We start from the raw sequence: 20,365 nt of genomic DNA, 5'->3' as shown, positions 1-20,365 counted from the left end.
GAGCAATTCAGGTGCAATCGTACTAGACTTCGTATAAAATTTCGCCAGTTCGGGATACATCATATCCCTCAAACGATTGCAGTTCATGCCGGAACTCCGTTGATTGAAGAATACGTAATACCGATTCGGTCCACGCTTCGTTTCCTGGTTTCTTCAGCATCACCAGATCATAACGTTCCTGGACAAGTGGAATGAAATCAACCTGACCGACAAGTCGTGCAGCTTTCTCGCTGCCGATTCCAACATCGGCTTCGCCGGAACTGACCTTGGCGGCTACGCCCATATGACTGGTTTCTTCCACGTCATACCCGATCAGATGGGCAGTAGGGATACCGTGCAGACGCAATTGTTCATCCAGCAATACACGTGCTCCTGAACCTTTCTCCCGGTTAGCCAATCGAAGCTCGGGCTGCTTCAGATCTGTCCAGTTCTGCAAGCCGCGCGGGTTACCTCGTTGTACGTACAGTCCGGCAGGCCGTGACAGCAGATTCACGACGACATACGACCAACCAATCAGGATTTTGCGTATATAGGGCAGATTATATTCTCCTGTATCTCCGTCGAGCAGATGGGTACTGACCAGATCAGACTCCCCGCGGTACATGGAGATCAAGCCGTCCAGACTGCCCATGAAGGAACGCAGCGGTCGAACATCCTGTGTTTGTTTCTCCATATATCGCATGAGAATATCGAGGCTGACATCCTGTCCCGTAATGACCAGATGACGAGCCGAATGGGCTGACGATCTGTTGCCCGTCATGGAAGATGAAGCAGCGAATGTGCCACTGGATGGAGAAGAAACATTTGCAGCGGGGTGCGTGGCAGAATTAGATGGATTGATTCCCGTTCCGTAATCAGACTCAGGAGGTTGAACTGAATCCACAGCGGCCCGGTGTGCTGGCGATTGTAGCTGCTTGGAGCGTTGTTTATATGCTTCCAGATCGGTGGCGTCAATACGCATTTGTTTGCCGACGCGATAAGCGACGAGGTCTCCCTTTTTGATCAGATCGTAGACCGTCAGTTTGGATATTTTGAGCAGCTTGGATATTTCTTCGGTGGTATAGGATTGCTCCTCCGTCATCAGTGAAGATCCTCCTTCAAGGTGCAGATCATAACTATATAACCTCAACTAAACATTTACACTGGCACTCCGATGACAGAACACTCTTCCGATCGCTGTTATCCCCAGATTTCTTTGATCCCTTTATGACAGATAAACGCTGGGGTCTCTTGTACTATACCATTAACAGCCAGAGGGTATAAACTCGCCCACCGGAATTCAGCTATAGATGGCCTGATCTTCAATGGAGACGTCAAAGACGACCTTCCTATTTCAATGATCTTATGTATAATGAAATATAATTAATTATATCTAGTTATAACTAAACATAACATCGGGGGAGAAGTAGATGAAAAAGAGTATTGGATATGTGTTGGGGAGTATGTCACTTGGCCTGGCACTCGTATTAGCCGGTTGTGGTGCAAGTACGGGTAGTACGGATACATCCACAGCAACGGAACAAACGGGTTCAACACCAGCGGCATTAGGCGAGGGCGCATCAACTGAAAATACCGAGTCGCAGGAAACAGTGGAGTTGACGATCTCTGCAGCAGCCAGTTTGACCGATGCGATGAAGGAGATTGAGACGAATTATGAGAAGTCTCATCCCTACATTGAACTCAACTTCAACTTTGGTGCTTCAGGAGCATTGCAACAGCAGATTGAACAAGGTGCGCCAGCAGATGTTTTTGTATCGGCTGCGACCAAAAATATGAACGCACTCGTGGATGAGAAATTGATTGCATCCGGTGATCAGAAGAATTTGCTGCAAAATTCATTGGTAGCCATTATTCCAGCAGATAGTTCAAATACCGTAACAAGCGAGAAGGATCTGACGGCCGATTCCATCAAGACAGTCGCGATTGGTATACCCGAAAGTGTGCCTGCAGGAACCTATGCCAAGGAAGCACTGACCAATGCCAAACTATGGGAAAAGTTGGAAGGTAAGCTTGTACAAGGCAAGGATGTCAGACAGGTTCTGCAATATGTAGAGACAGGCAATGCGGATTCGGGTTTTGTGTACAAAACGGATGCACTCACTTCGGATCAGGTGAAAATTGCATTTGAAGTAGACAAGAACAGTTATACACCTGCCAATTATCCAGTAGGGATTATTGAAGGGACGAAACACCGGACAGAAGCCGAACAATTCTACACGTATTTGCAAACCCCTGAAGTGCTTGATGTATTTGCCAAATACGGGTTCTCCATTCCGGAATGAATGTGAGCGCAATAGACTGGGCGGTATTCTGGCCGCCGGTTCGTCTTTCCCTTCAGGTTGCCCTGCTGTCCAGTGTGATTGCAGCGGTGGCGGGCATTGCTGTGGCCTGGAAGATGTCGCGTAAGTCGTTCCCGGGAAAGATTTTTCTAGAAACGGCATTTATGCTTCCGCTCGTGCTGCCGCCGACCGTAGTTGGATTCATATTACTCGTATTATTGGGGCGTAAGAGCCTGCTGGGACGGTGGATCGAAGCCATCTTCTCCGCGCCTGTTATTTTCTCCTGGTGGGCTGCCCTGATTGCCTCCGTAGTGGTTGCTTTCCCATTGGTATATCAGACGATGAAATCCGGATTTAGCGGGATTGATCGGGATTTGGAAGATGCAGGCCGCTCCATAGGAGCGAATGAATGGCAGGTATTTCGTTATATTTCGCTTCCGCTTGCGGGGAGAGCGTTGATGACGGCTTTCATCCTGGGTTTCGCTCGTGCACTGGGGGAATTCGGGGCCACGCTCATGATCGCAGGTAATATCCCGGGCAAAACGCAAACTGTACCCACTGCGATCTATGTTGCTGTGGATTCGGGCAATCAGACGATGGCTTGGGTATGGACCGGCTCTATTATTATCATCTCATTTATCATGTTGCTTTTAACCAGGCAGCCGCGTGACGGCAAGGCATGATTTAAACCGTCAATGTGAATAAGACAGCAATGAATGACCATTCAAAAACCCGCTCAAGGAATCTTTCCTTGGAGCGGGTTTTCATTTGCACAGGCTGCGTATATCGGATATCATGTATGTTTGCATTCAACCAAGCTGTTCTTTGCTTATCCGGTTTGTACAGAAGGGGTCTTATACCGGGAAGGGTCCAGCGTTTTGACCATAAATACAATCTCTTCCTGCCGTTCAGGTGTTTGTACCGTTTTGATGTGAAAAGGTTCATATCCCCTCCGTTCATACATGGGAGCAAGCCACGGATGGCGGGTCGCTGTTGCCAGGAATACGGCAGGAGCATCAAGCTTATGCAGAATGATATGTTGCTCCACCCAATCCAGCAGCTTGGAGCCGTAACCCTGGCTTTTATGCGCTGGACTTACCGCGAACCAGCGAATGAAAGGGTAGGGGCTGATGGCCTGCCGCTGTAGATCTTCTGCTCGGTCAAGGGTAACCGTGGCAATAATCTCTCCCCCTTTTTCAAGTATATAGCATTCATGCTGTACAATATTATTCTGGATGACTTCCAGTGTAGCATGTCCGGCTGGGAAAGGAATGTTCAGGGCCCGAATCGTCTCATAGGCATCCACGGTAACAGCCAGCAATGGTTCGGCATCTTCAAGCGTTGCCAATCGGTATTGTTCGGTCATAGTCGATCAATCCCTTCTACAAAAATTAACTATTCCAACCTGTTAAGTTGGTTTAATATTTTGGTGTTATTTTATCATGAAATTCATGGTTGGAATATAATTCTCGAATCAGATCTGTCTATAAGTCCATCGAAAGCTTCTATATGTAAAAATGACAAAACTTTTTCCAATTTTACTCGTTTCAGGACTCGCCTAAACCATGCTCTATCCTGTAAAATAGAACTAACTGATTCCAGCCAAGAACTGAAATAAGGAGAGACGACTAATGAATACGAAATCTGATTGCGGTATATCGTTGCAAATCGACGACTATCTGGATCTTTTGCATTTTGCCATCCAAATCGAGGATCAGGAATGGCAGCAGTCCCTTATCCACCAGCTCAAAATATTTCAGCCGGAAGCGGAGCAGCGCACACCTGAAGAAGAATTATGGATGAGATTTGACTATATAAACAGCAAACTGACAGGTCTCTGCCACCAGATTCACGCGGCCCATTCAACGGATGAACGCAAGAAGTTTGAAGAACGAATTGGACTGTTGCAACTGCAGCGTATAGAAGTGGCTCGTAAAATTAAATGGGCCAGTCGCAGATAGATGCGTATTTGGATTTAAAGTGATCTGGAATTGAAGAAGCGATCCCCAACCTGGTTGGTGGATCGCTTCTTTTGGTTTACTTTTGGATCATATCGCTGGTGAAGCATAGAGAAGTTCTATAACGTTATCAGGATGTCCTATTAACATATATATTGCCTGGATATGACATACGGTGCTATTCTTTGTTCAACCTAATTCCGACTATACAAGTGTGAATGGTTAGTTAAATCAAAGGTGAGGAATGGGAGTACACATCATATTGGCTGAAATGACAGCCTGTGGAGGAGATCGGGAATGGTTAATCAATGGGGGATTCAGAAATTCCGGACAGCATTGCTGTTCATTACGATGTTGGCGGTATTGGCGGGTTGCAGCTCAGGCAATGCAGCGAATGAATCGGATACCGCATCTACGTCCGGTCAAGATAAAGTGAAGAAAATTATTGTGGGTACAGGCACTCAATTCCCGAATGTTTGCTTTATTGATGAGAATGGCAAGCTGACGGGATACGATGTAGAACTGATTCGCGAGATTGATAAACGATTGCCCGAATATGAATTCGAGTTCAGTACGATGGAATTCAAAAACCTGCTGCTCAGTCTTGAAACGAAGAAAATAGACCTGATCGCTCACCAGATGGAAGTGAATGAAGAGAGACAAGCCAAGTTCCTTTTTAATGACGAGGCGTATAATATTTTTCCTAATAAAATCGTTGTGAGCGAGAAAAACCAGGATGTAAAGTCCATTGAGGATCTGAAAGGGAAGAAGCTGATTGTTGGCGCGACAAGTAATGCAGCTGTATTGGCTGAAAAATGGAATGCAGCGAATGGCAAAGCAATTGACATTGTTTATTCCGGAGCAGGAGAAGATACGAATACCCAGATCAAAACAGGCCGGGTGGATGCAACCATCAGCACGCAGTTTGCCATCGATTATCAGAACAAAGTGGTAGATGCACAGTTAAAGACTGTAGGAGAGGCTCTTTCCAACTCCAAAGTGTATTTCATTCTGAACAAGGATGAGGAAGAGCTCAAAACGAAAATTGATGAAGCACTCAAATCAATCAAGGAAGATGGAACATTGAGCAAATTGAGCACAGAGTGGCTGGGAGCCGATTACACGGTTGAGGAATAGTTCGTTGAGAAAGGTGAGCGACGGTTATGGGTAAATCATTCGATCTGTCATTGGTTCTGGATTTCGTCCCTGAACTGCTGCGATATTTGCATATTACACTAATTGTACTGGGTGGTTCCATTGTGCTCGGTCTGGTGGGCGGTGTGCTTCTGGCGGTTCCGAGGTTATACCGGATTCCGGGGCTGAGCCAGTTCGCAATCCTGTACGTCTCTTTCATGCGGGGCACACCGATTCTCATCAAGTTGTTTCTGGTCTATTACGGATTACCTGAATTACTCAAGCCTATAGGGATCGATCTGTCCAGGACCGATCCGCTGGTATTTGTCATCGTGACTTATGCGCTAAGTGATGCAGCGTCCTTTGCCGAAATCTTTCGCGGAGCTGTACGCAGTGTGGACAAGGGCCAGACAGAAGCAGCTTATGCTGCGGGCTTGACCACGTTTCAGTCGTTTCGGCGCATTGTGGTTCCGCAAGCACTCATTGTTGCTTTTCCAAATATGGCAAATACGTTAATTGGCTCGTTAAAGGATACGTCACTGGCTTTTTCGATTGGGGTCATGGACATGGTGGGCAGGGGGCAAACGCTGATCTCGGCTACATCGCATGCACTTGAAGTGTATATCAGTCTCTCGATTGTCTACTATGTTATCGTGCTTGTACTTGAAAAAGGGTTTGCTATCGCAGAACGCAGACTCCAGCGTCACGAACGTAAGAAAGAAGTCCGTGGGCCAGCGGTAAGAGCTGAACGCCTGAAACGAATAGCGGGGTGAGCAAATGTCTATTGATTTCAACTTTATCTACACATCTTTTTTCCAGATTCTAAAGGCATTGCCACTGACACTCGTCATTACGATTGTACCGTTGATCGCAGGCTTTGGCATTGGTCTGGTTACTGCATTGGTTCGAATTTATAAGGTTCCCTGGGTCTACCGAATCGCTAATTTCTATGTTTCGTTTTTTCGGGGGACACCGATGCTGATGCACTTGTTTCTAATCTATTACGGGATTCCGCTGATCATCGACAAGCTTGCTGCCCGGTACGGTTGGGCCTTTCAGTCGTCTTCCATTCCGATTCTGGTGTTTGTGCTATTCGCCTTCTCGTTAACTGCGGGAGCTTATATGTCTGAGATTATCCGTTCCGGCATTCTGGCGGTGGATACCGGGCAGATGGAAGCTGCACATGCCGTGGGCATGAGTACCTCTCAGGCGTTGAGACGCATTATTTTACCTCAGGCGGTTGGTGCGGTTCTGCCAAATCTGTGCAGCATGTTTGTTGGTTTCCTGCATGGATCAACACTTGCGTTTACCGTGTCACAGATGGATATTCTCGGCAAAGCGGATGTGGTGGCTTCAGTCAGTCTTAAATTTTTGGAGGCTTTCATTGCTGCCGCATTGATCTATTGGGGTCTGACGGTGATTGCCGAACGGATTACAGCTTTGCTGGAACGCAGAGTTGCCGTGTACAGCAAAGGAGGGGTGTCATGATATCACTGACGAATATACACAAATCTTTCGGTCAGCAGGAAGTGTTGAAAGGTATCGATCTGACTGTAGAGCAGGGGGATGTTGTTGCCATTCTTGGACCGAGTGGGTCCGGCAAAACGACATTGCTGCGTTGTGTGAATTTTCTTGAACGTGCCGATGAGGGCAAGGTTCAGATCAGCGGATTAACCGTAGACTGCAAGCATGCCCGCAAACATGACATTGTGCAGTTACGGCGAAAAACGGCGATGGTGTTCCAACATTATAACCTGTTCAAACATAAAACGGTGCTGGATAACGTAACGGAAGGGTTAATCATCGCCCAGAAAATGTCCAAAGCAGATGCTCGTGAACGAGCCTTGCGTGTACTTGAACAAGTGGGACTGTCCGCCAAAATTAATGAGTATCCCAGCATGCTGTCAGGTGGACAACAGCAGCGGGTAGGCATTGCTCGGGCGCTGGCACTGAATCCAGAGGTAATTCTGTTTGATGAACCTACCTCGGCGCTTGATCCTGAACTTGTAGGTGAGGTGCTGTCCGTCATTCGATCGATTGCCCAGGAAGGCATCACAATGATTGTCGTCACCCATGAAATGGGGTTTGCCCGCGAGGTGGCGAATCGAGTTGTATTCATGGATGGGGGTTCCGTAGTGGAAGAAGGAACACCGGAGGAAGTATTTATGCGGCCCAAACAGGAACGTACCCGCCAATTTCTCAGCCGATACTCATCCGATTGGAGTTATGTCATCTGACGATATAGGCTCAAACTGGAGTAACTGACGATCCCGGCCCGGCATATGCTGTAGCAGGCAAATGCTGATAGGCCGGTTTTTCTATGGGTGAAGCAGGCCGTAACGGTAAGGAGGAGGACCATGCAGAGCAAAATCGATGAAATACTCACACATATTGCACATTCTCACCAGCAGATTGCACGTGTACTGGATGCCAAACGTCAAGTCGCTGTGCGCATGTCTGAAATCATCAATCATTTGCCGGATATCGAACCGGAGCTGGATGGCGTTGACGGTCTGCTGGATAGCTCGGGACAAATCAACAAAAGCATCATCTCCTATTTGGGAGGCCTTGCAGACCTGGAGGAAGCCGTAGCCGAAACGCTTACCCAGGTGATGAAGGAGATGGCGGGACAAGAGGAAGAATAAGCCCGGAAGGCGGGTGAATGGACATGAGCAGAGAACAAAGCCTCATCCTTATGCTGGATGCAGCCGCCAAAATGCAGTGGAATATTGCCCTCATTCTGGAGGCTAAGGCGATTGAAGCCGAGAAGGTAAGGAACTGGGCGCTGAATCATCTGAATGGTGAAGCTTTTCTGACCCATGGCGATCAGGTAGCGGAGCCACTCAAAATGCATGATCAGCTGGTAGAAATACTGGAAGGATTGACCCGGATGGAAACCGGACTGTGCAACAACTTGAAAGCCATTATGGTGCAGGACGATGGTGAAGAGGGCGGTATGGACAGCGGCATGTTTGGCGGTATGGATATGGGGGATCTCGGAAAATGAGTTTGTTGCGGCGTGAGCAGGAAGCGAAACTGGCCCTCATTGAATCGATTGCACACAGTCAGCAGGCGCTCGCCCGTATTCTGGACAGTGTGGCGAGCGTGTCTGCCCACTCGGAAGTATCTGCCCGAAGTCTGGCCGAGAATATTCGTTTGCTGAGCCGTTATCAAGAGGAGATGTCCCGGATGGTTACGGGCATTCAACTGGCCCAAATCCAGCATGGGGAGCCTGGAACGCCATGGCTCAAAGACTCTGGATATGCGATACGCATGGTCCGGAACATACAGGAGGAGTGTTGACATGTTAAAGAAGAAAAAAATACGTCTGAGAACCAAAAGAGCTTTGCTTGCCCGCGGGGCCCGTCTGCGTAAAATTCGTAAACTGCGTGCTGTTAAAGGCAAGCGCATACTGCACAAACGTACTCTTAAAGGACGTAGTGCGTGGCTTAAAAAAAAGAAACGTGCGGTTCGACGGCACCGGAGTCCGAAGCCCGCACAACCTTTCGTCCCGGCTACCCCTACCGATCCGAACCCGGACAGTGCATACAGCCAGGGCTACAACGAGGCGTACAACGAGGGATTCAACGCGGGTTTCGCCAAGGGATTCGAGGACGGACATCAGCTGGCTTACAAAGCGCAATAACAGAATAAGTGTGCATTTTCCTGATGGTTATAGATGCATGTCCAGTGTGTGACGATTGCCCGGGGGGACAGATCCCTCCGGGTTATTTGCTTTACCGCAAAAGCGGACATGCCCGTGCAGGCGGATGTGGAGGGCAGACGCCAATTTTGCGCCTTGCAGGACACCCGTCCATGATGCATCTGACCCCGGGGCATATCCTTTAGAGGGAACACCAATCTCGGGGAGAATCTGAAATCGGATCTCCTGAAGGAAGACAGGGTGAAGGATGTGGCAAAAAGACGACACCGACCGCCTACAGAAGCGGAGACGGCGTATCGCGGTGGATATGCAGAAGGCCGCAGATTTGGCGGCTGTCAAGCCATGATGGAGCGAGTGGAAATGTTTGAGCCGACCGTGCGGGATATGAAAGTGCTGTACATTCCGCAGGGGTTCGATGCCATCGATGAAGGCGTCACTTTGGCATTGCAGCAATCTGTACGTGAGTGTGTTGTGGGATCGCCGGCAACCATGCTGCAGGATGCCAGCCAGCACAGGCCCGATCTGGTGCTGGTCATGAATGGATTACACGTATTTCCCCCCGATCATCTGGAACAGGTGAATGGCATAAGGGGACTGGGAATTCGAACAGCAGTATGGTTTGTGGATGACCCGTATTTTACCGAAGATACGACAACCATCTGCCAGCATTATGATGTCGTGTTCACGCATGAGGAGGCGGCCGTACCTTTCTATACGGCACATGGAGCGAATCGAGTGATTTATATGCCGCTGGCAGTGAACCCGGGGATGTTTCAACCAAGGCGTACGGCTCCTCAGCATCAGTACGACATTTGTTTTATCGGCACCGGGTTCTGGAACCGCATTGCGCTGTTCGACGAGCTGGCTCCTTTTCTGGCAGACAAAAAGGTGTTTATTGCCGGCAGTCAGTGGAACCGACTGGCACGTTCCGATGTTCTTGGTCGCTTCATCCATGAAGGCTGGATTGATCCCGGAGCGACAGTGGATTATTACAACGGCGCCAAAATCGTCATTAACATTCACCGAACTTGCGAAAATGGAGAGGACAATCGCAATACACATCATCTCGAAGGTCATTCCATTAATCCGCGGACGTATGAGATCAGTGCTTGCGGCACGATGCAGATAACGGATGCACGCAATGATCTGCCACGCTACTACCGGCCTGGATATGACATCGAGACCTTTACAACGGCGGCTGAACTCCAGCACAAAATCAAATATTATCTGCACCATGAAGAGGAACGGCAAGCCCTAGCTTGGCGTGGGCTGCTCACCACTTTGAACCAGCATACGTTCACCCGTCGTATTGCTCAGCTGCTGGAGCACGTGTAAATCTCTTTCTGCAAGACAGCAGAGTTAGAGAACCCTATCCTAAAAATAAAAGGAGTGGCGGTATGTCTCTCAAACACCGTAAAACGAGAAAGTTTCATGCACCAGTGCTCAGTCTGGCTGACCAAGCACGCAAAAACGGGCAGCATGCCGGATATGATGCGGGCAAGGAAGAAGGATATTTGCGCGGCCGTGCCAACTATATCGTCAATTGTGCACAGGAGCCATTGCCTTTCCGGCAGCTTCACGTGCTGTATGTATCTTCGGGTAAGGGATTCCCATATTCCCCACTGGACGAAGCCATCATGGCAACATTGCAGGGCATGGTTGCACAGGTAACCCTTTCCGATCCGCGTCAACCTGTTTCTGAAATTGCGCTGCAAACCCGCCCTGACCTGGTGCTTGTGCTGGATGGCATGGATATTCCGCTGGAGCATCTCGATGCGATTCGCCAAGCAGGCATTCAGACGGCAATTTGGCTCACGGATGATCCGTACTATACGGATATGACGCTTGAGACAGTTCAGCATTTCGACCATGTGTTCACATTGGAACTGAACTGTGTCGAGTTGTATCGACAAAACGGCTGTCCTTCTGTTCACTACCTGCCCTTTGCTGCATTCACTAATCACTACTTCCCAATTACGACGCCATCTTCACTCCACCGGGAAGTCAGCTTTATCGGTTCGGCCTACTGGAACCGGGTATATTTCTTCAATCCAATTATGTCACAGCTGATGTCACACAATACCGTATTTAACGGCATCTGGTGGGATCGCCTGCCTGATTATGCTGCTTACGGTGAGAAGATCGAACTGGGTCGCTGGATGAGTCCCCAGGAAACGAACGATGTCTATAACGGTACCAAAATAGTCATCAACCTTCACCGCTCCCACGAAGACGATTCTGTTAACAACAACCATGTTAAAATTCCACCAGCCTCCCCGAATCCGAGAACATTTGAAATTGCGGCTTCCACGACCCTTCAATTGACCGATGCGCGGGATGATCTGGCACGTTTCTATAAACCGGGTGTGGAGATCGAGACCTACTCTTCCCCTCAGGAGCTGCTCGATAAGGTTGAATACTATCTCTCGCATGAGAAAGAGCGCCGTGAGATTGCACTTCGCGGGCTGGAACGGACATTGAAGGATCACACGTATGGCAAAAGAATCAACGAACTGCTGAGTATTATATTCCCTTAATCCTGTCCGGAAGGAGGTGTGCACAGCACCCTGCATATTCGTATTCAGGGTCCGTGCGGCCATGGCGATTAAACCTAAACTCATGTTGTTTTCACATGTGTGCAACACCCGCAGCATTACGGGGGCGGAGAAACTGCTGCTTCATTTTATGAGGGAAATGGGTACCATCTTCGATTGTGTACTTGTGGTCCCTCAGGAAGGAAAGCTCGCCGGACTTGCGCGGAGATTCGATATCCAGGTCAAAATATGTTTCCTGCCGATGCTTCACGGTGTGTACACACCTTACCGGGGGATCGCAATGGATGCAGAACAGCTTCGCCACTCACCAGCCTTCCAGGAGGTGGTCTCCCTGATCCGGGAGACTGCGCCTGAAATGGTGTTAACGAATACCTGTGTCAATGTGATGCCAGCTGTAGCAGCGAAGTCTCTGCAAATTCCGGTCATCTGGAAGATTACCGAAATTATTCAGGCGAATGAACATACAACCGAGGCGGTACAGATGATTGGTCGTTACTCGGATTGGATCTTAGGCATATCCGAAACGGCGGCAGCTCCATTCAAACAAGCTGGCATGAGCGATAAACTCACCGTGATCTCTCCAACCTGGGACCCGTCTCTGCCGGACCCGGACCGATGGGTGCACTTGCGGGAACGCAAACGCAAAGAGCTTGGTTTCAAGCCATCGCAAATCTGTATCGGTTATATCTCTTCTTTTATATATGATGCCAAAGGTCTAAAACCGTTTATCGATATGGCGCTGCAATTGTGTGAGGTCCATTCACGCTGCCGTTTCTGGATCATTGGCACATCAGCGGACAAAAAGTACTATGACGAGTGTGTGTCACGGGTGAAAAAGTCAGGTTACTATCGCAGGTTCACCTTTACCAAATTCGAAGAGAACGTATCGCTGGCATATACGGCCATGGATATCGTTGTCATCCCGAGTATGGTCAAAGAAGGATTTGGAATGACCGCGCTGGAGGGAATTTATTTCGCCAAACCGGTTATCGCTTTTGCTCAAGGCGGACTGAAGGAATTGCTGGAATCCGTAGGCAGTGGCGCATTTCTGGCTCCGCCTGGTGAGAGTCAAGCGCTGGTCACGCTGGCAACAACCTTGCTGAATGATCCCGAACTTGCCTCCGATACCGGATGGCGTAATCGGACAGAAGCGGAAAAGCTGTACGGTATTGAAACCTACAGGGCAAAGCTGCATACGATGGTGACACAGTGGTTAATGCGTTTTCCCGGATGGTTTCCGTATATTCAGCCTCCGAATGGTCCAGTGTACGCATGGGGTGAGGGGGGATTGCGAACCGTGCTGGTTCTGGAATCAGCTACGGTTCGGGCGCTTTTACTTCCACTGACTGTGTTCCAGGCGTTTCCGCTCTCACCGTTACCTCCGATTGTGATAGGTCAGTCTGTCCACGAAGCAACAGATTCCCGCTCAAGCAGCAGTACGGGACGGAGTCGTCACCGGCGACCGTCTCATCGCAGCAGGATTCGTGATGGAGGGAAACGGGGGACGGGAACAGGCAGGAGAAAGCGGAAGGTAAGCAAAAAGAAGCGTGTGCGCATAGGGCAACCGTCTGCTCGCAAACGTGCACCTGGCAAAACCAGACGAAGCCTGGTTCGCCGGAGAGCATCCAATAGACGATGAAGGCAGGGATGACGATGAAGATCATGACGGTGCTGGGTACGCGACCTGAAATTATACGTCTCAGCCTGATCATTTCCAAGCTGGACCAGTACGCGTCCAAACATATTCTGGTACACACGGGACAGAACTTCACGGAAAGTCTCAGCGGTCTTTTCTTCAAGGAAATGGGCTTGCGGGCGCCGGACTACGTTCTTCAGGACGAAGCAGCCTCGTTGGGTCGACAGTTATCCTCGATGTTTACGCAAATGGAAGATTTATTAAATCAGGAGAAACCGGATAAAGTGCTGCTGCTCGGTGATACGAACAGTGCATTATGCGCTGTGCTGGCTGAACGGATGGGCATACCCGTCATTCATATGGAAGCAGGCAATCGATGCTTTGACCTGGATGTGCCCGAAGAGAAAAATCGCAGGGTTATCGACGCCATTTCTACCATTAATATGCCATATACCGAACAGAGCAAGAAACATCTGGTTAGTGAAGGGGTTCCCAGTCGCCGAATTGTGCTGACAGGAAATCCGATCTATGAAGTGATGCGTCACTACGACACACAGGTAAGTTCCAGCAAAATACTGAAAAAATTGATGCTGAAGTCCGGGCAATATTTTCTGGTTACGGCCCATCGGGCGGAGAATGTCGACCATCCCCCTCATTTGCTGGAGATCATGAAAGGCTTGAATCAGGTTGCTGAGGAACATGCCATGCGAGTCATATGCAGCATCCACCCTCGAACGGCTATTCGCATTGCCGAGCATCTGCAACTGGAGATGAATCCGCTGGTGGAATTTCACGAGCCATTCGGATTTTTCGACTTCGTCATGTTGGAACGACATGCACGCTGTGCACTCACGGATAGCGGTACCGTTCAGGAGGAGTGCTGCATCATGGGGGTGCCTACAGTGACCATGCGTCGTACGACGGAACGGCCAGAGACGGTGGATTGCGGCAGTAATGTGGTCTCGGGTCTGGATGCGGAGCGTATTGCGGGCTGTGTAAAAGTGATGACCGAAATGCCAAACGACTGGGAATGCCCGCAGGGTTACAAAGCAACAGATGTATCCAGTAAAGTGGTCAAATTTCTGCTTGGAGGGAAAATGCATGTTTGAAAATAAGCGTATACTCGTGACTGGCGGTACGGGATCATGGGGTTATGAACTTGTGGCTCAACTGCTGCCCCAGCAGCCCAAGGAGATTATTGTTTACTCCCGGAATGAGTCCAGCCAAGTGGCAATGAGTCGTGAATTCGAAGACCCGCGTCTTCATTTTCGCATTGGTGATATTCGAGACAAGGATGCCTTAACCGTTGCCTGTCAGCATGTGGATTATGTATTTCATCTCGCAGCGCTTAAGCATGTGCCGGTATGTGAAGACCAACCGTATGAAGCACTCAAAACTAATGTGATCGGCACACAGAATGTCATTGAAGCCGCAATTGAAAATCAGGTAGAAAAGGTCATATATATCTCCACTGACAAGGCCGCCAATCCATCCAATTTCTATGGCATGACGAAGGCGATCGGCGAGAAGTTGATCGTATATGCCAATCTGCTGCATAGCAATACGCGGTTTGTCACTGTACGTGGTGGGAATGTACTTGGAACGAATGGCAGTGTCGTACACTTATTCAAGAATCAGATTCGTTCCAAAGGTCAAGTATCCATCACGGATATGAAAATGACTCGATTCTTTCTTACCCTGAAAGATGCGATCACATTGCTGTTCAAAGCTTCGGTGGAAAGTGTCGGTGGTGAGATTTTTGTCATGACGATGCCAACCTGCAAAATCGTGGATCTGGCAGAAGTACTGATTGAGGATTCGGGTGTGGAGAATGTGTCCATTGTGGAGCGTGGCACCCGACCTGGTGAGAAGATTCATGAAATTTTGATGAGTGAATTCGAGAGCATGACTACAGTTGTATACGATGAGCAATATTTGGTGATTTTGCCTACACTGGGTATTCCGGGGCTGAAGGAGCATTACACCAATTGTCCCCCTGTTTCTTTCAGTAGTTTTAGTTCGGAACATCAGCTGATGACCAAACGGGAGATTCGTGACATTCTGCACCGCGGAGGATTTCTGTCATGAAACTGCTGATACTTGGGGGGAACGGAATGGCCGGCCATGTCTTGGTCGACTATTTCCGCCGTCAAGGCGTGCATAGCGTCTTTTACACGAGCCGGGATGTCTCGGATTCTAACGGTCTTCTACTAGATGTAAATGACTGCTTTATGGTCGACCGTCTGGTGGAGGCGGTACATCCGGATGTCATCGTTAACGCTGTAGGTGTCTTGAACAGCTTTGCAGATGAAGACAGAATTACCGCTTATCACATTAACGGATTTCTGCCGCATCGTTTGCGGCGGGTCGCTGATACGATCGGTGCACGTCTGATTCACATCAGTACAGATTGTGTGTTTAGTGGGGACCGGGGGGGCTACCGGGAGGACGATGTTACCGATGGAACATCTTCTTATGCGATCACGAAAGCACTGGGTGAAGTCCTGGATGCTGGACATCTGACGATCCGCACGTCCATAATTGGACCTGAAATTCGGAAGGGCGGTATCGGTCTGATGCACTGGTTCATGTCTTGTACAGGCGAAGTTGGCGGGTATACGCGTGTCTTCTGGAATGGGGTGACCACTCTTGAACTGGCCAAATGGGTAGATCATTATCTGTCGTCCCCCGTTAGCGGCCTCATTCATCTGGCTCATCCGGTACCTGTCAGCAAGCATGATCTGCTTATCCTGTTCCAACAGACATGGGATAAGCAAGATGTTGTTGTCTTACCGGATGATAGCGTAGTGCAGGATCGTACGCTGGTGTCCACACGTGAGGACGTGAAGACAGACCTTCCGGATTATTCTACAATGCTGAAGGAGCTGGCATTATGGATGGAGCAGAGCTGACAGGCAAAAAGGTGCTGATCACAGGTGCGTCCGGTTTTACCGGACGGCATGCGGTCGCTTATTTCCGGACAGCTGGTGCGGTGGTTGCAGCAGTGGTCAGGCGAGTCGGTGTACATTCGTTTGACAATGGCGTAGCTGTACATGTCTGTGATCTTAACGATAAACAGCAAGTCCGTCATCTGATTGACGAGGTGCAACCGGACTATGTGCTGCATCTCGCAGGCAAAAATTCGGTGCCGGATTCCTGGTCTGATCCGCTGCTTGTACTGGAGACCAATGTGATGGCTGTCCTGTATCTGCTGGATGCTCTCCGGAGCTGTCCAGCGGCACGGACCGTTATTGTAGGTTCCCGGTTAAAATATACCCCTGAACCCGGCCGGCTTCCGCAGCCTCCCCACCCGTACAGCCTCAGCAAAGCACTGGAGGAGATGGTGTCGCTGTCGTGGATGTCCCTCTTTGGACAGCAGATTATGCTGGCAGAGCCGGGTAATCTGATCGGGGCTGGTCCTTCAACAGGAATATGTTCGCTGCTGGCACGTCATGTTGTCGCCTGTGAACAGGAAGGAAAGACGGAGGCCTTTCGTCTATCCGGCAGGGATAATACCCGTGATTTTCTGGATGTGCGGGATGCGGTCAGAGCTTATGCAACCCTGCTTGTTCAAGGCACGACGGGGAACGTATATCCGGTTGTGTCCGGCACGGAGCGCAGCCTGGGAGAGATTGCGGATACGCTGTTAACCATGACCGAAGCGGAGATACCTGTACGCTGGGATGGTGCTTCTTCCGGTCCGGACGGGGCTGGAGATCAGGAGGAATTCTCGGCGCTGCGCAAGTTGGGCTGGCAGCCACTGATTCCATTTGCCCAATCTCTTCAGGACATTCTAAGTGATGTTCGTACCCAGCATGGGAGGGCGACTGAATGAATCCGAAAGTGTCCATTGTTATTCCGTTTTACAATTGTCCCTATGTGCCTCAAGCGATCCAGAGTGCACTGAGCCAGACATATACCGATGTGGAGATCATTATCGTCAACGATGGCTCTACCCAACATGAAGAGCTGCTTAAGCCTTATCTTCCCTACATTTATGTTCTTGGCAAAAGCAACGGCGGCACAGCTTCGGCTCTGAATCACGGCATCCGTCATGCCTCCGGGGACTATATCGCCTGGCTGAGTTCGGATGATCTTCTATACCCGGATAAGATTCGTCATCAGGTTGAATTTATGCAACGGGAGAATGTGCTTATCTCCCATACCAACTTTAATTACATTAATGAACATTCTGCGGTGACCAAGCTGAACGGAGGGGCTGAACCTGTGCCTGAGCCAGATTGGCTGCGTCTCTTCGTTAATGGCAATCCGGTGAACGGTTGTACCGTGATGATCCGCAGGGATCTGTTCAGTGCGGTGAGTCTGTTCGATGAACTGTTGCCTTATACGCATGATCTGGATCTATGGATGCGTATTCTGCTGAACGGACATCGTTTTCCATATCTGAACGAGTCGCTTACGGCATATCGACGGCACGGAGGAATGGGAACGGTACGCCATGCAGATGCCATCGGCCGGGAGGCCTCCATGGTATGGTCCAGATATCGGGAGCCTTTGTTGCAGCGAATTGCTGCCATGGGAGGATAAAGAACTTGGTGGGGGTTATGGAGGCCGCAAGGTGGCCGAATAACGCCCTCTTTGTTTATAAGCATTTTTCATAATTTGATTTAACTCGCTCCCGGGACAAGATATAGACGAATAGAAGCATTTCGATCTATATCTTACTGATTGAAAGTCACTCTTTGGATTTATGCAAAATGCTCATGTGCGGAATTTATCCGTAGTTATGCAACAGATGCCTGATACCTAACGGATCTATCCTCATATAATAGGGAGAATGGGGATTATTTACGCGGAGAAAGGGGAGGACCAAATGGAGCCGAAAGTATCAATTGTCATTCCTTTTTATAATTGCGCGTACATCGAGCAGGCTGTTCACAGCGCCATTCACCAGACGTATCCGCATATTGAGGTCATTGTGGTGGATGACGGCTCTACGAAGCATGTAAAGCGGCTGAAACCATTCATGGATCGCATTCGCTATATTCGAAAAGAGAATGGTGGAACGGCAACAGCGTTAAACGAGGGAATCAAACAGGCGACAGGTGATTACTTTGTCTGGCTCAGCTCCGATGATGTGATGTTGCTGGACCGGGTAGAGAAACAACTGAAGTTCATGCTAGACGTTAAGGCATCGTTCTGTCACGGGGCCTATCATTATGTAGATGCGAACAGCGAATGGATGGACACCGTCAGACCAGAAGTAGGGAGTCGTCTGGAGATGCTTCAGGTGCTGACCGAAGGTTGCCCAATCAACGGCTGCACCGTGATGCTAGAGATGGATGCATTTCGAAAGTTCGGCATGTTTGACACCGATTTTCGCTACACGCATGACTATGAGATGTGGCTGAGACTGTTTCCGCTCTATGAGCTGTTCTATTACAATGAGCCTCTGATGTGTTACCGGGTTCATGAATCGATGGGAACCAAGAAACACTTTGAGGCATTGAAAGCCGAGATGGAACTTGTTCAATCGAAGCATCGGCCCGTACTACTCAATCTACTGCAGGTTGGCGGTTACTGGAAGTAGAGGCTAAAAGACGTGGAAGCACGAATATTAGATAGTGAACCGCAAGAAAAAGAGGGTATTCGGTTGCCGTTAAGTAAATGCGGCATCAACGAATATCCTCTTATTTGATCCTGTTTGTAAAGTTATTTAACTCTAATTTTTCTCAGAAGTGAGAATGTGCATGGTTGCCGGATCAGGGAAAACGTAACCTTTGGGCAGCTTCCTCATTAATTCGTTCATTACAGCGTAATCCACCTCGATATGCGTCGTCGACACAGGGGTGGAGAACCAACGATTATACAAATCACTGGGTACGAGCAATGTCATATCCTCTGACCTCCCAACTGAATGGCTTCCTGGTAGACATGCAGCGTGCGCAATCCCATCTCCTCCAGTGATCGATGTTGTTCAGCCCATGCTTTGGCTGCTGCTCCTACCTTTGCAAGGGTGGCATCATCCTGCAGAAGGGCATTCAACAGTGAGCTAAGGGCTTCGACATCCTGCGGTGGCACGACCCAACCGGTATGTTCAGGCTGCACCATCTCAGGCATACCTGCCGTACCGCTTACAATGACAGGCAATCCAGCGAGTTGAGCCTCTGTGACCGAGAAAGGCTGCGTATCCTGCAAGCTAGGCTGTACATAAATGTCAGCATGGCGTAGGAATGAAGGGATATTGTCCAGTTTACCCCAGAAAACGATGTCAGCACCTACTCCAAGATCATTGGCTAGGGAGCGCAAATCCTCCATCAGATTACCTTCTCCAGCAATCCAGCAGACCCAATCCGAGCGAAACTTCTTCAGGCCGGAGAGCGCTTTGATCAGAATATGGACCCCTTTGATGTGCTCCAGTCTGCCCGTAAAGGCGATCACTTTTTTGCCCGCTGGCTTGCGTTGACGGAACTTGACCCTTGCTTGGGCACGGTAGGCTGGAATATCCACAGCATAAGGAATAATTCGAAATTTGGACTCGGGAACACGGAGGTCCGTAAGTGTGCTCTTAATCCAATTGCTGGAGACCAGAATAAGCTCGGATTGTTCAGCGCTTCGCTCTTCCAATGACAGGAAGTAACGTCCACGTTTGGATTGCAAATATTCGGGAAGCGTGAGCTGCGCGTTAGAGTTTTGAGCATCGTAAAAGGCTTCGCGCGCGAGCGCTCCGTGATAACTCGTTACCATGGGTGTGTTGCGGTTCAATATGCGTCTCATTGCGACGGCTGCTACCGGGTCCTGGGCATGGATGACATCATAATGATCAACGCCGAGATAGGCGGCTCCCATTTCAAAGGCATACCTGTTCAATTCATAATAAGCCACGAGAGCATCGGCAGTAAACTGAGGCAAATCTGTCGGATTAAGTTTGGCTTGAAGCATGGGCCATACCTTATCTTTGGAGAAGGAGCGATTGAGATTGCGAATGTACACTTCATTTTTGGCTCCGTTGGTGCCCATTATATCCACCTCTACACCAAGAGCCATCAGCCTGTCAGCCAGCTGTTTCACATATGTCCATATTCCACCCATCTGTGTAAGCTCCCAATAGGTCACGAGCAGAACTCTCATAGGTACCTCCTTGTCACGGCCTGCACAGGCCGATCTTCTATCCTGTT

General features: G+C 49.3%; 24 protein-coding genes. 20 read left to right on the top strand and 4 right to left on the bottom strand.

Features of this window, described 5'->3' with window-relative positions:
• Positions 1–22: 22 nt before the first annotated feature.
• Entirely contained in the window at positions 23–1,081 is a 1,059-nt protein-coding gene (locus AMS66_RS23905) for a substrate-binding domain-containing protein (protein ID WP_053783175.1), read from the bottom strand.
• Positions 1,082–1,409: 328 nt separating this feature from the next.
• Between AMS66_RS23905 and modA the strand changes: the two genes are divergently transcribed.
• Together modA and modB are read left to right on the top strand one after the other, a co-directional pair.
• Positions 1,410–2,282 carry a molybdate ABC transporter substrate-binding protein gene (modA, locus tag AMS66_RS23900; RefSeq protein ID WP_053783174.1) on the top strand — a complete coding sequence of 291 codons (873 nt, stop codon included), beginning with the start codon at positions 1,410–1,412 and terminating at the stop codon, positions 2,280–2,282.
• Positions 2,279–2,962: a molybdate ABC transporter permease subunit gene (gene modB / locus AMS66_RS23895; protein ID WP_053783173.1), complete on the top strand. Its 684-nt coding sequence runs from the start codon at positions 2,279–2,281 to the stop codon at positions 2,960–2,962. The genes modA and modB overlap by 4 nt, the downstream gene beginning before the upstream one ends.
• A gap of 146 nt (positions 2,963–3,108) precedes the next feature.
• On the opposite strand, the gene AMS66_RS23890 is transcribed toward modB, so the two are convergent.
• The gene (locus AMS66_RS23890) at positions 3,109–3,645 is read right to left on the bottom strand and encodes a GNAT family N-acetyltransferase (protein WP_053783172.1); all 537 of its coding nucleotides are present in this window, start codon (positions 3,643–3,645) and stop codon (positions 3,109–3,111) included.
• Between the two features lie 265 nt (positions 3,646–3,910).
• Here AMS66_RS23890 and AMS66_RS23885 point away from each other — a divergent pair, with 265 nt between their 5' ends.
• The 18 genes from AMS66_RS23885 (at position 3,911) to AMS66_RS23800 (ending at position 18,777) form a co-directional block, all read left to right on the top strand.
• The gene (locus tag AMS66_RS23885) at positions 3,911–4,240 is read left to right on the top strand and encodes a hypothetical protein (RefSeq protein ID WP_024632565.1); all 330 of its coding nucleotides are present in this window, start codon (positions 3,911–3,913) and stop codon (positions 4,238–4,240) included.
• Between the two features lie 294 nt (positions 4,241–4,534).
• The gene (locus AMS66_RS23880; RefSeq protein WP_053783171.1) at positions 4,535–5,374 is read left to right on the top strand and encodes a transporter substrate-binding domain-containing protein; all 840 of its coding nucleotides are present in this window, start codon (positions 4,535–4,537) and stop codon (positions 5,372–5,374) included.
• Between the two features lie 26 nt (positions 5,375–5,400).
• Positions 5,401–6,144, top strand: a complete 744-nt coding sequence (locus tag AMS66_RS23875) for an amino acid ABC transporter permease (protein WP_053783170.1) — start codon at positions 5,401–5,403, stop codon at positions 6,142–6,144.
• 4 nt (positions 6,145–6,148) lie between these two features.
• Positions 6,149–6,859 (top strand): amino acid ABC transporter permease, encoded by a 711-nt coding sequence (locus tag AMS66_RS23870; RefSeq protein ID WP_053783169.1) that lies wholly within the window; start codon positions 6,149–6,151, stop codon positions 6,857–6,859.
• Positions 6,856–7,608 (top strand): amino acid ABC transporter ATP-binding protein, encoded by a 753-nt coding sequence (locus AMS66_RS23865; RefSeq protein ID WP_053783168.1) that lies wholly within the window; start codon positions 6,856–6,858, stop codon positions 7,606–7,608. Before AMS66_RS23870 ends, AMS66_RS23865 begins: the two co-directional genes overlap by 4 nt.
• A gap of 120 nt (positions 7,609–7,728) precedes the next feature.
• Positions 7,729–8,016: a nucleoside-diphosphate sugar epimerase gene (locus tag AMS66_RS23860; protein ID WP_053783167.1), complete on the top strand. Its 288-nt coding sequence runs from the start codon at positions 7,729–7,731 to the stop codon at positions 8,014–8,016.
• A gap of 23 nt (positions 8,017–8,039) precedes the next feature.
• Positions 8,040–8,378 (top strand): hypothetical protein, encoded by a 339-nt coding sequence (locus AMS66_RS23855; RefSeq protein WP_053783311.1) that lies wholly within the window; start codon positions 8,040–8,042, stop codon positions 8,376–8,378.
• Complete coding sequence (locus AMS66_RS23850) at positions 8,375–8,674, top strand: hypothetical protein (RefSeq protein ID WP_053783166.1); 300 nt, start codon at positions 8,375–8,377, stop codon at positions 8,672–8,674. The genes AMS66_RS23855 and AMS66_RS23850 overlap by 4 nt, the downstream gene beginning before the upstream one ends.
• A gap of 1 nt (position 8,675) precedes the next feature.
• Positions 8,676–9,017, top strand: a complete 342-nt coding sequence (locus AMS66_RS23845) for a hypothetical protein (RefSeq protein ID WP_144424594.1) — start codon at positions 8,676–8,678, stop codon at positions 9,015–9,017.
• 258 nt (positions 9,018–9,275) lie between these two features.
• Complete coding sequence (locus AMS66_RS23840) at positions 9,276–10,370, top strand: CgeB family protein (RefSeq protein WP_053783165.1); 1,095 nt, start codon at positions 9,276–9,278, stop codon at positions 10,368–10,370.
• 62 nt (positions 10,371–10,432) lie between these two features.
• Positions 10,433–11,572 (top strand): CgeB family protein, encoded by a 1,140-nt coding sequence (locus AMS66_RS23835; RefSeq protein ID WP_236703595.1) that lies wholly within the window; start codon positions 10,433–10,435, stop codon positions 11,570–11,572.
• 82 nt (positions 11,573–11,654) lie between these two features.
• Positions 11,655–13,229, top strand: coding sequence for a glycosyltransferase family 4 protein (locus AMS66_RS23830; protein ID WP_201782219.1), 1,575 nt, complete (start codon positions 11,655–11,657; stop codon positions 13,227–13,229).
• Positions 13,230–13,243: 14 nt separating this feature from the next.
• Complete coding sequence (gene wecB, locus AMS66_RS23825; protein ID WP_053783308.1) at positions 13,244–14,335, top strand: non-hydrolyzing UDP-N-acetylglucosamine 2-epimerase; 1,092 nt, start codon at positions 13,244–13,246, stop codon at positions 14,333–14,335.
• Positions 14,328–15,314: a polysaccharide biosynthesis protein gene (locus AMS66_RS23820; RefSeq protein ID WP_053783163.1), complete on the top strand. Its 987-nt coding sequence runs from the start codon at positions 14,328–14,330 to the stop codon at positions 15,312–15,314. The genes wecB and AMS66_RS23820 overlap by 8 nt, the downstream gene beginning before the upstream one ends.
• Positions 15,311–16,138: a dTDP-4-dehydrorhamnose reductase family protein gene (locus tag AMS66_RS23815; protein WP_053783162.1), complete on the top strand. Its 828-nt coding sequence runs from the start codon at positions 15,311–15,313 to the stop codon at positions 16,136–16,138. Before AMS66_RS23820 ends, AMS66_RS23815 begins: the two co-directional genes overlap by 4 nt.
• Positions 16,120–17,061 (top strand): NAD-dependent epimerase/dehydratase family protein, encoded by a 942-nt coding sequence (locus tag AMS66_RS23810; protein WP_053783161.1) that lies wholly within the window; start codon positions 16,120–16,122, stop codon positions 17,059–17,061. The genes AMS66_RS23815 and AMS66_RS23810 overlap by 19 nt, the downstream gene beginning before the upstream one ends.
• A complete protein-coding gene (locus AMS66_RS23805) occupies positions 17,058–17,774 on the top strand; it encodes a glycosyltransferase (RefSeq protein WP_053783160.1) in 717 nt (238 codons plus the stop codon). Before AMS66_RS23810 ends, AMS66_RS23805 begins: the two co-directional genes overlap by 4 nt.
• 286 nt (positions 17,775–18,060) lie before the next feature.
• Complete coding sequence (locus AMS66_RS23800; RefSeq protein ID WP_053783159.1) at positions 18,061–18,777, top strand: glycosyltransferase; 717 nt, start codon at positions 18,061–18,063, stop codon at positions 18,775–18,777.
• Between the two features lie 132 nt (positions 18,778–18,909).
• On the opposite strand, the gene AMS66_RS32985 is transcribed toward AMS66_RS23800, so the two are convergent.
• Both AMS66_RS32985 and AMS66_RS23795 read right to left on the bottom strand, forming a co-directional pair.
• Positions 18,910–19,083 carry a hypothetical protein gene (locus AMS66_RS32985; protein ID WP_170867946.1) on the bottom strand — a complete coding sequence of 58 codons (174 nt, stop codon included), beginning with the start codon at positions 19,081–19,083 and terminating at the stop codon, positions 18,910–18,912.
• Positions 19,080–20,318, bottom strand: a complete 1,239-nt coding sequence (locus tag AMS66_RS23795; protein ID WP_053783158.1) for a glycosyltransferase family 4 protein — start codon at positions 20,316–20,318, stop codon at positions 19,080–19,082. Before AMS66_RS23795 ends, AMS66_RS32985 begins: the two co-directional genes overlap by 4 nt.
• Positions 20,319–20,365: the final 47 nt, after the last annotated feature.

The sequence above is a fragment of the Paenibacillus xylanivorans genome, from assembly GCF_001280595.1.
Lineage (GTDB): Bacteria > Bacillota > Bacilli > Paenibacillales > Paenibacillaceae > Paenibacillus > Paenibacillus xylanivorans.
This window is presented reverse-complemented; position numbering and strand designations above follow the sequence as displayed.

Coding starts and splice junctions, on each gene's coding strand:
- AMS66_RS23905 (WP_053783175.1), bottom strand. CDS start 1,081: ATGACGGAGGAGCAATCCTATACCACCGAAGAAATATCCAAGCTGCTC.
- modA (WP_053783174.1), top strand. CDS start 1,410: ATGAAAAAGAGTATTGGATATGTGTTGGGGAGTATGTCACTTGGCCTG.
- modB (WP_053783173.1), top strand. CDS start 2,279: ATGAATGTGAGCGCAATAGACTGGGCGGTATTCTGGCCGCCGGTTCGT.
- AMS66_RS23890 (WP_053783172.1), bottom strand. CDS start 3,645: ATGACCGAACAATACCGATTGGCAACGCTTGAAGATGCCGAACCATTG.
- AMS66_RS23885 (WP_024632565.1), top strand. CDS start 3,911: ATGAATACGAAATCTGATTGCGGTATATCGTTGCAAATCGACGACTAT.
- AMS66_RS23880 (WP_053783171.1), top strand. CDS start 4,535: ATGGTTAATCAATGGGGGATTCAGAAATTCCGGACAGCATTGCTGTTC.
- AMS66_RS23875 (WP_053783170.1), top strand. CDS start 5,401: ATGGGTAAATCATTCGATCTGTCATTGGTTCTGGATTTCGTCCCTGAA.
- AMS66_RS23870 (WP_053783169.1), top strand. CDS start 6,149: ATGTCTATTGATTTCAACTTTATCTACACATCTTTTTTCCAGATTCTA.
- AMS66_RS23865 (WP_053783168.1), top strand. CDS start 6,856: ATGATATCACTGACGAATATACACAAATCTTTCGGTCAGCAGGAAGTG.
- AMS66_RS23860 (WP_053783167.1), top strand. CDS start 7,729: ATGCAGAGCAAAATCGATGAAATACTCACACATATTGCACATTCTCAC.
- AMS66_RS23855 (WP_053783311.1), top strand. CDS start 8,040: ATGAGCAGAGAACAAAGCCTCATCCTTATGCTGGATGCAGCCGCCAAA.
- AMS66_RS23850 (WP_053783166.1), top strand. CDS start 8,375: ATGAGTTTGTTGCGGCGTGAGCAGGAAGCGAAACTGGCCCTCATTGAA.
- AMS66_RS23845 (WP_144424594.1), top strand. CDS start 8,676: ATGTTAAAGAAGAAAAAAATACGTCTGAGAACCAAAAGAGCTTTGCTT.
- AMS66_RS23835 (WP_236703595.1), top strand. CDS start 10,433: ATGTCTCTCAAACACCGTAAAACGAGAAAGTTTCATGCACCAGTGCTC.
- AMS66_RS23830 (WP_201782219.1), top strand. CDS start 11,655: ATGTTGTTTTCACATGTGTGCAACACCCGCAGCATTACGGGGGCGGAG.
- wecB (WP_053783308.1), top strand. CDS start 13,244: ATGAAGATCATGACGGTGCTGGGTACGCGACCTGAAATTATACGTCTC.
- AMS66_RS23820 (WP_053783163.1), top strand. CDS start 14,328: ATGTTTGAAAATAAGCGTATACTCGTGACTGGCGGTACGGGATCATGG.
- AMS66_RS23815 (WP_053783162.1), top strand. CDS start 15,311: ATGAAACTGCTGATACTTGGGGGGAACGGAATGGCCGGCCATGTCTTG.
- AMS66_RS23810 (WP_053783161.1), top strand. CDS start 16,120: ATGGATGGAGCAGAGCTGACAGGCAAAAAGGTGCTGATCACAGGTGCG.
- AMS66_RS23805 (WP_053783160.1), top strand. CDS start 17,058: ATGAATCCGAAAGTGTCCATTGTTATTCCGTTTTACAATTGTCCCTAT.
- AMS66_RS23800 (WP_053783159.1), top strand. CDS start 18,061: ATGGAGCCGAAAGTATCAATTGTCATTCCTTTTTATAATTGCGCGTAC.
- AMS66_RS32985 (WP_170867946.1), bottom strand. CDS start 19,083: ATGACATTGCTCGTACCCAGTGATTTGTATAATCGTTGGTTCTCCACC.
- AMS66_RS23795 (WP_053783158.1), bottom strand. CDS start 20,318: ATGAGAGTTCTGCTCGTGACCTATTGGGAGCTTACACAGATGGGTGGA.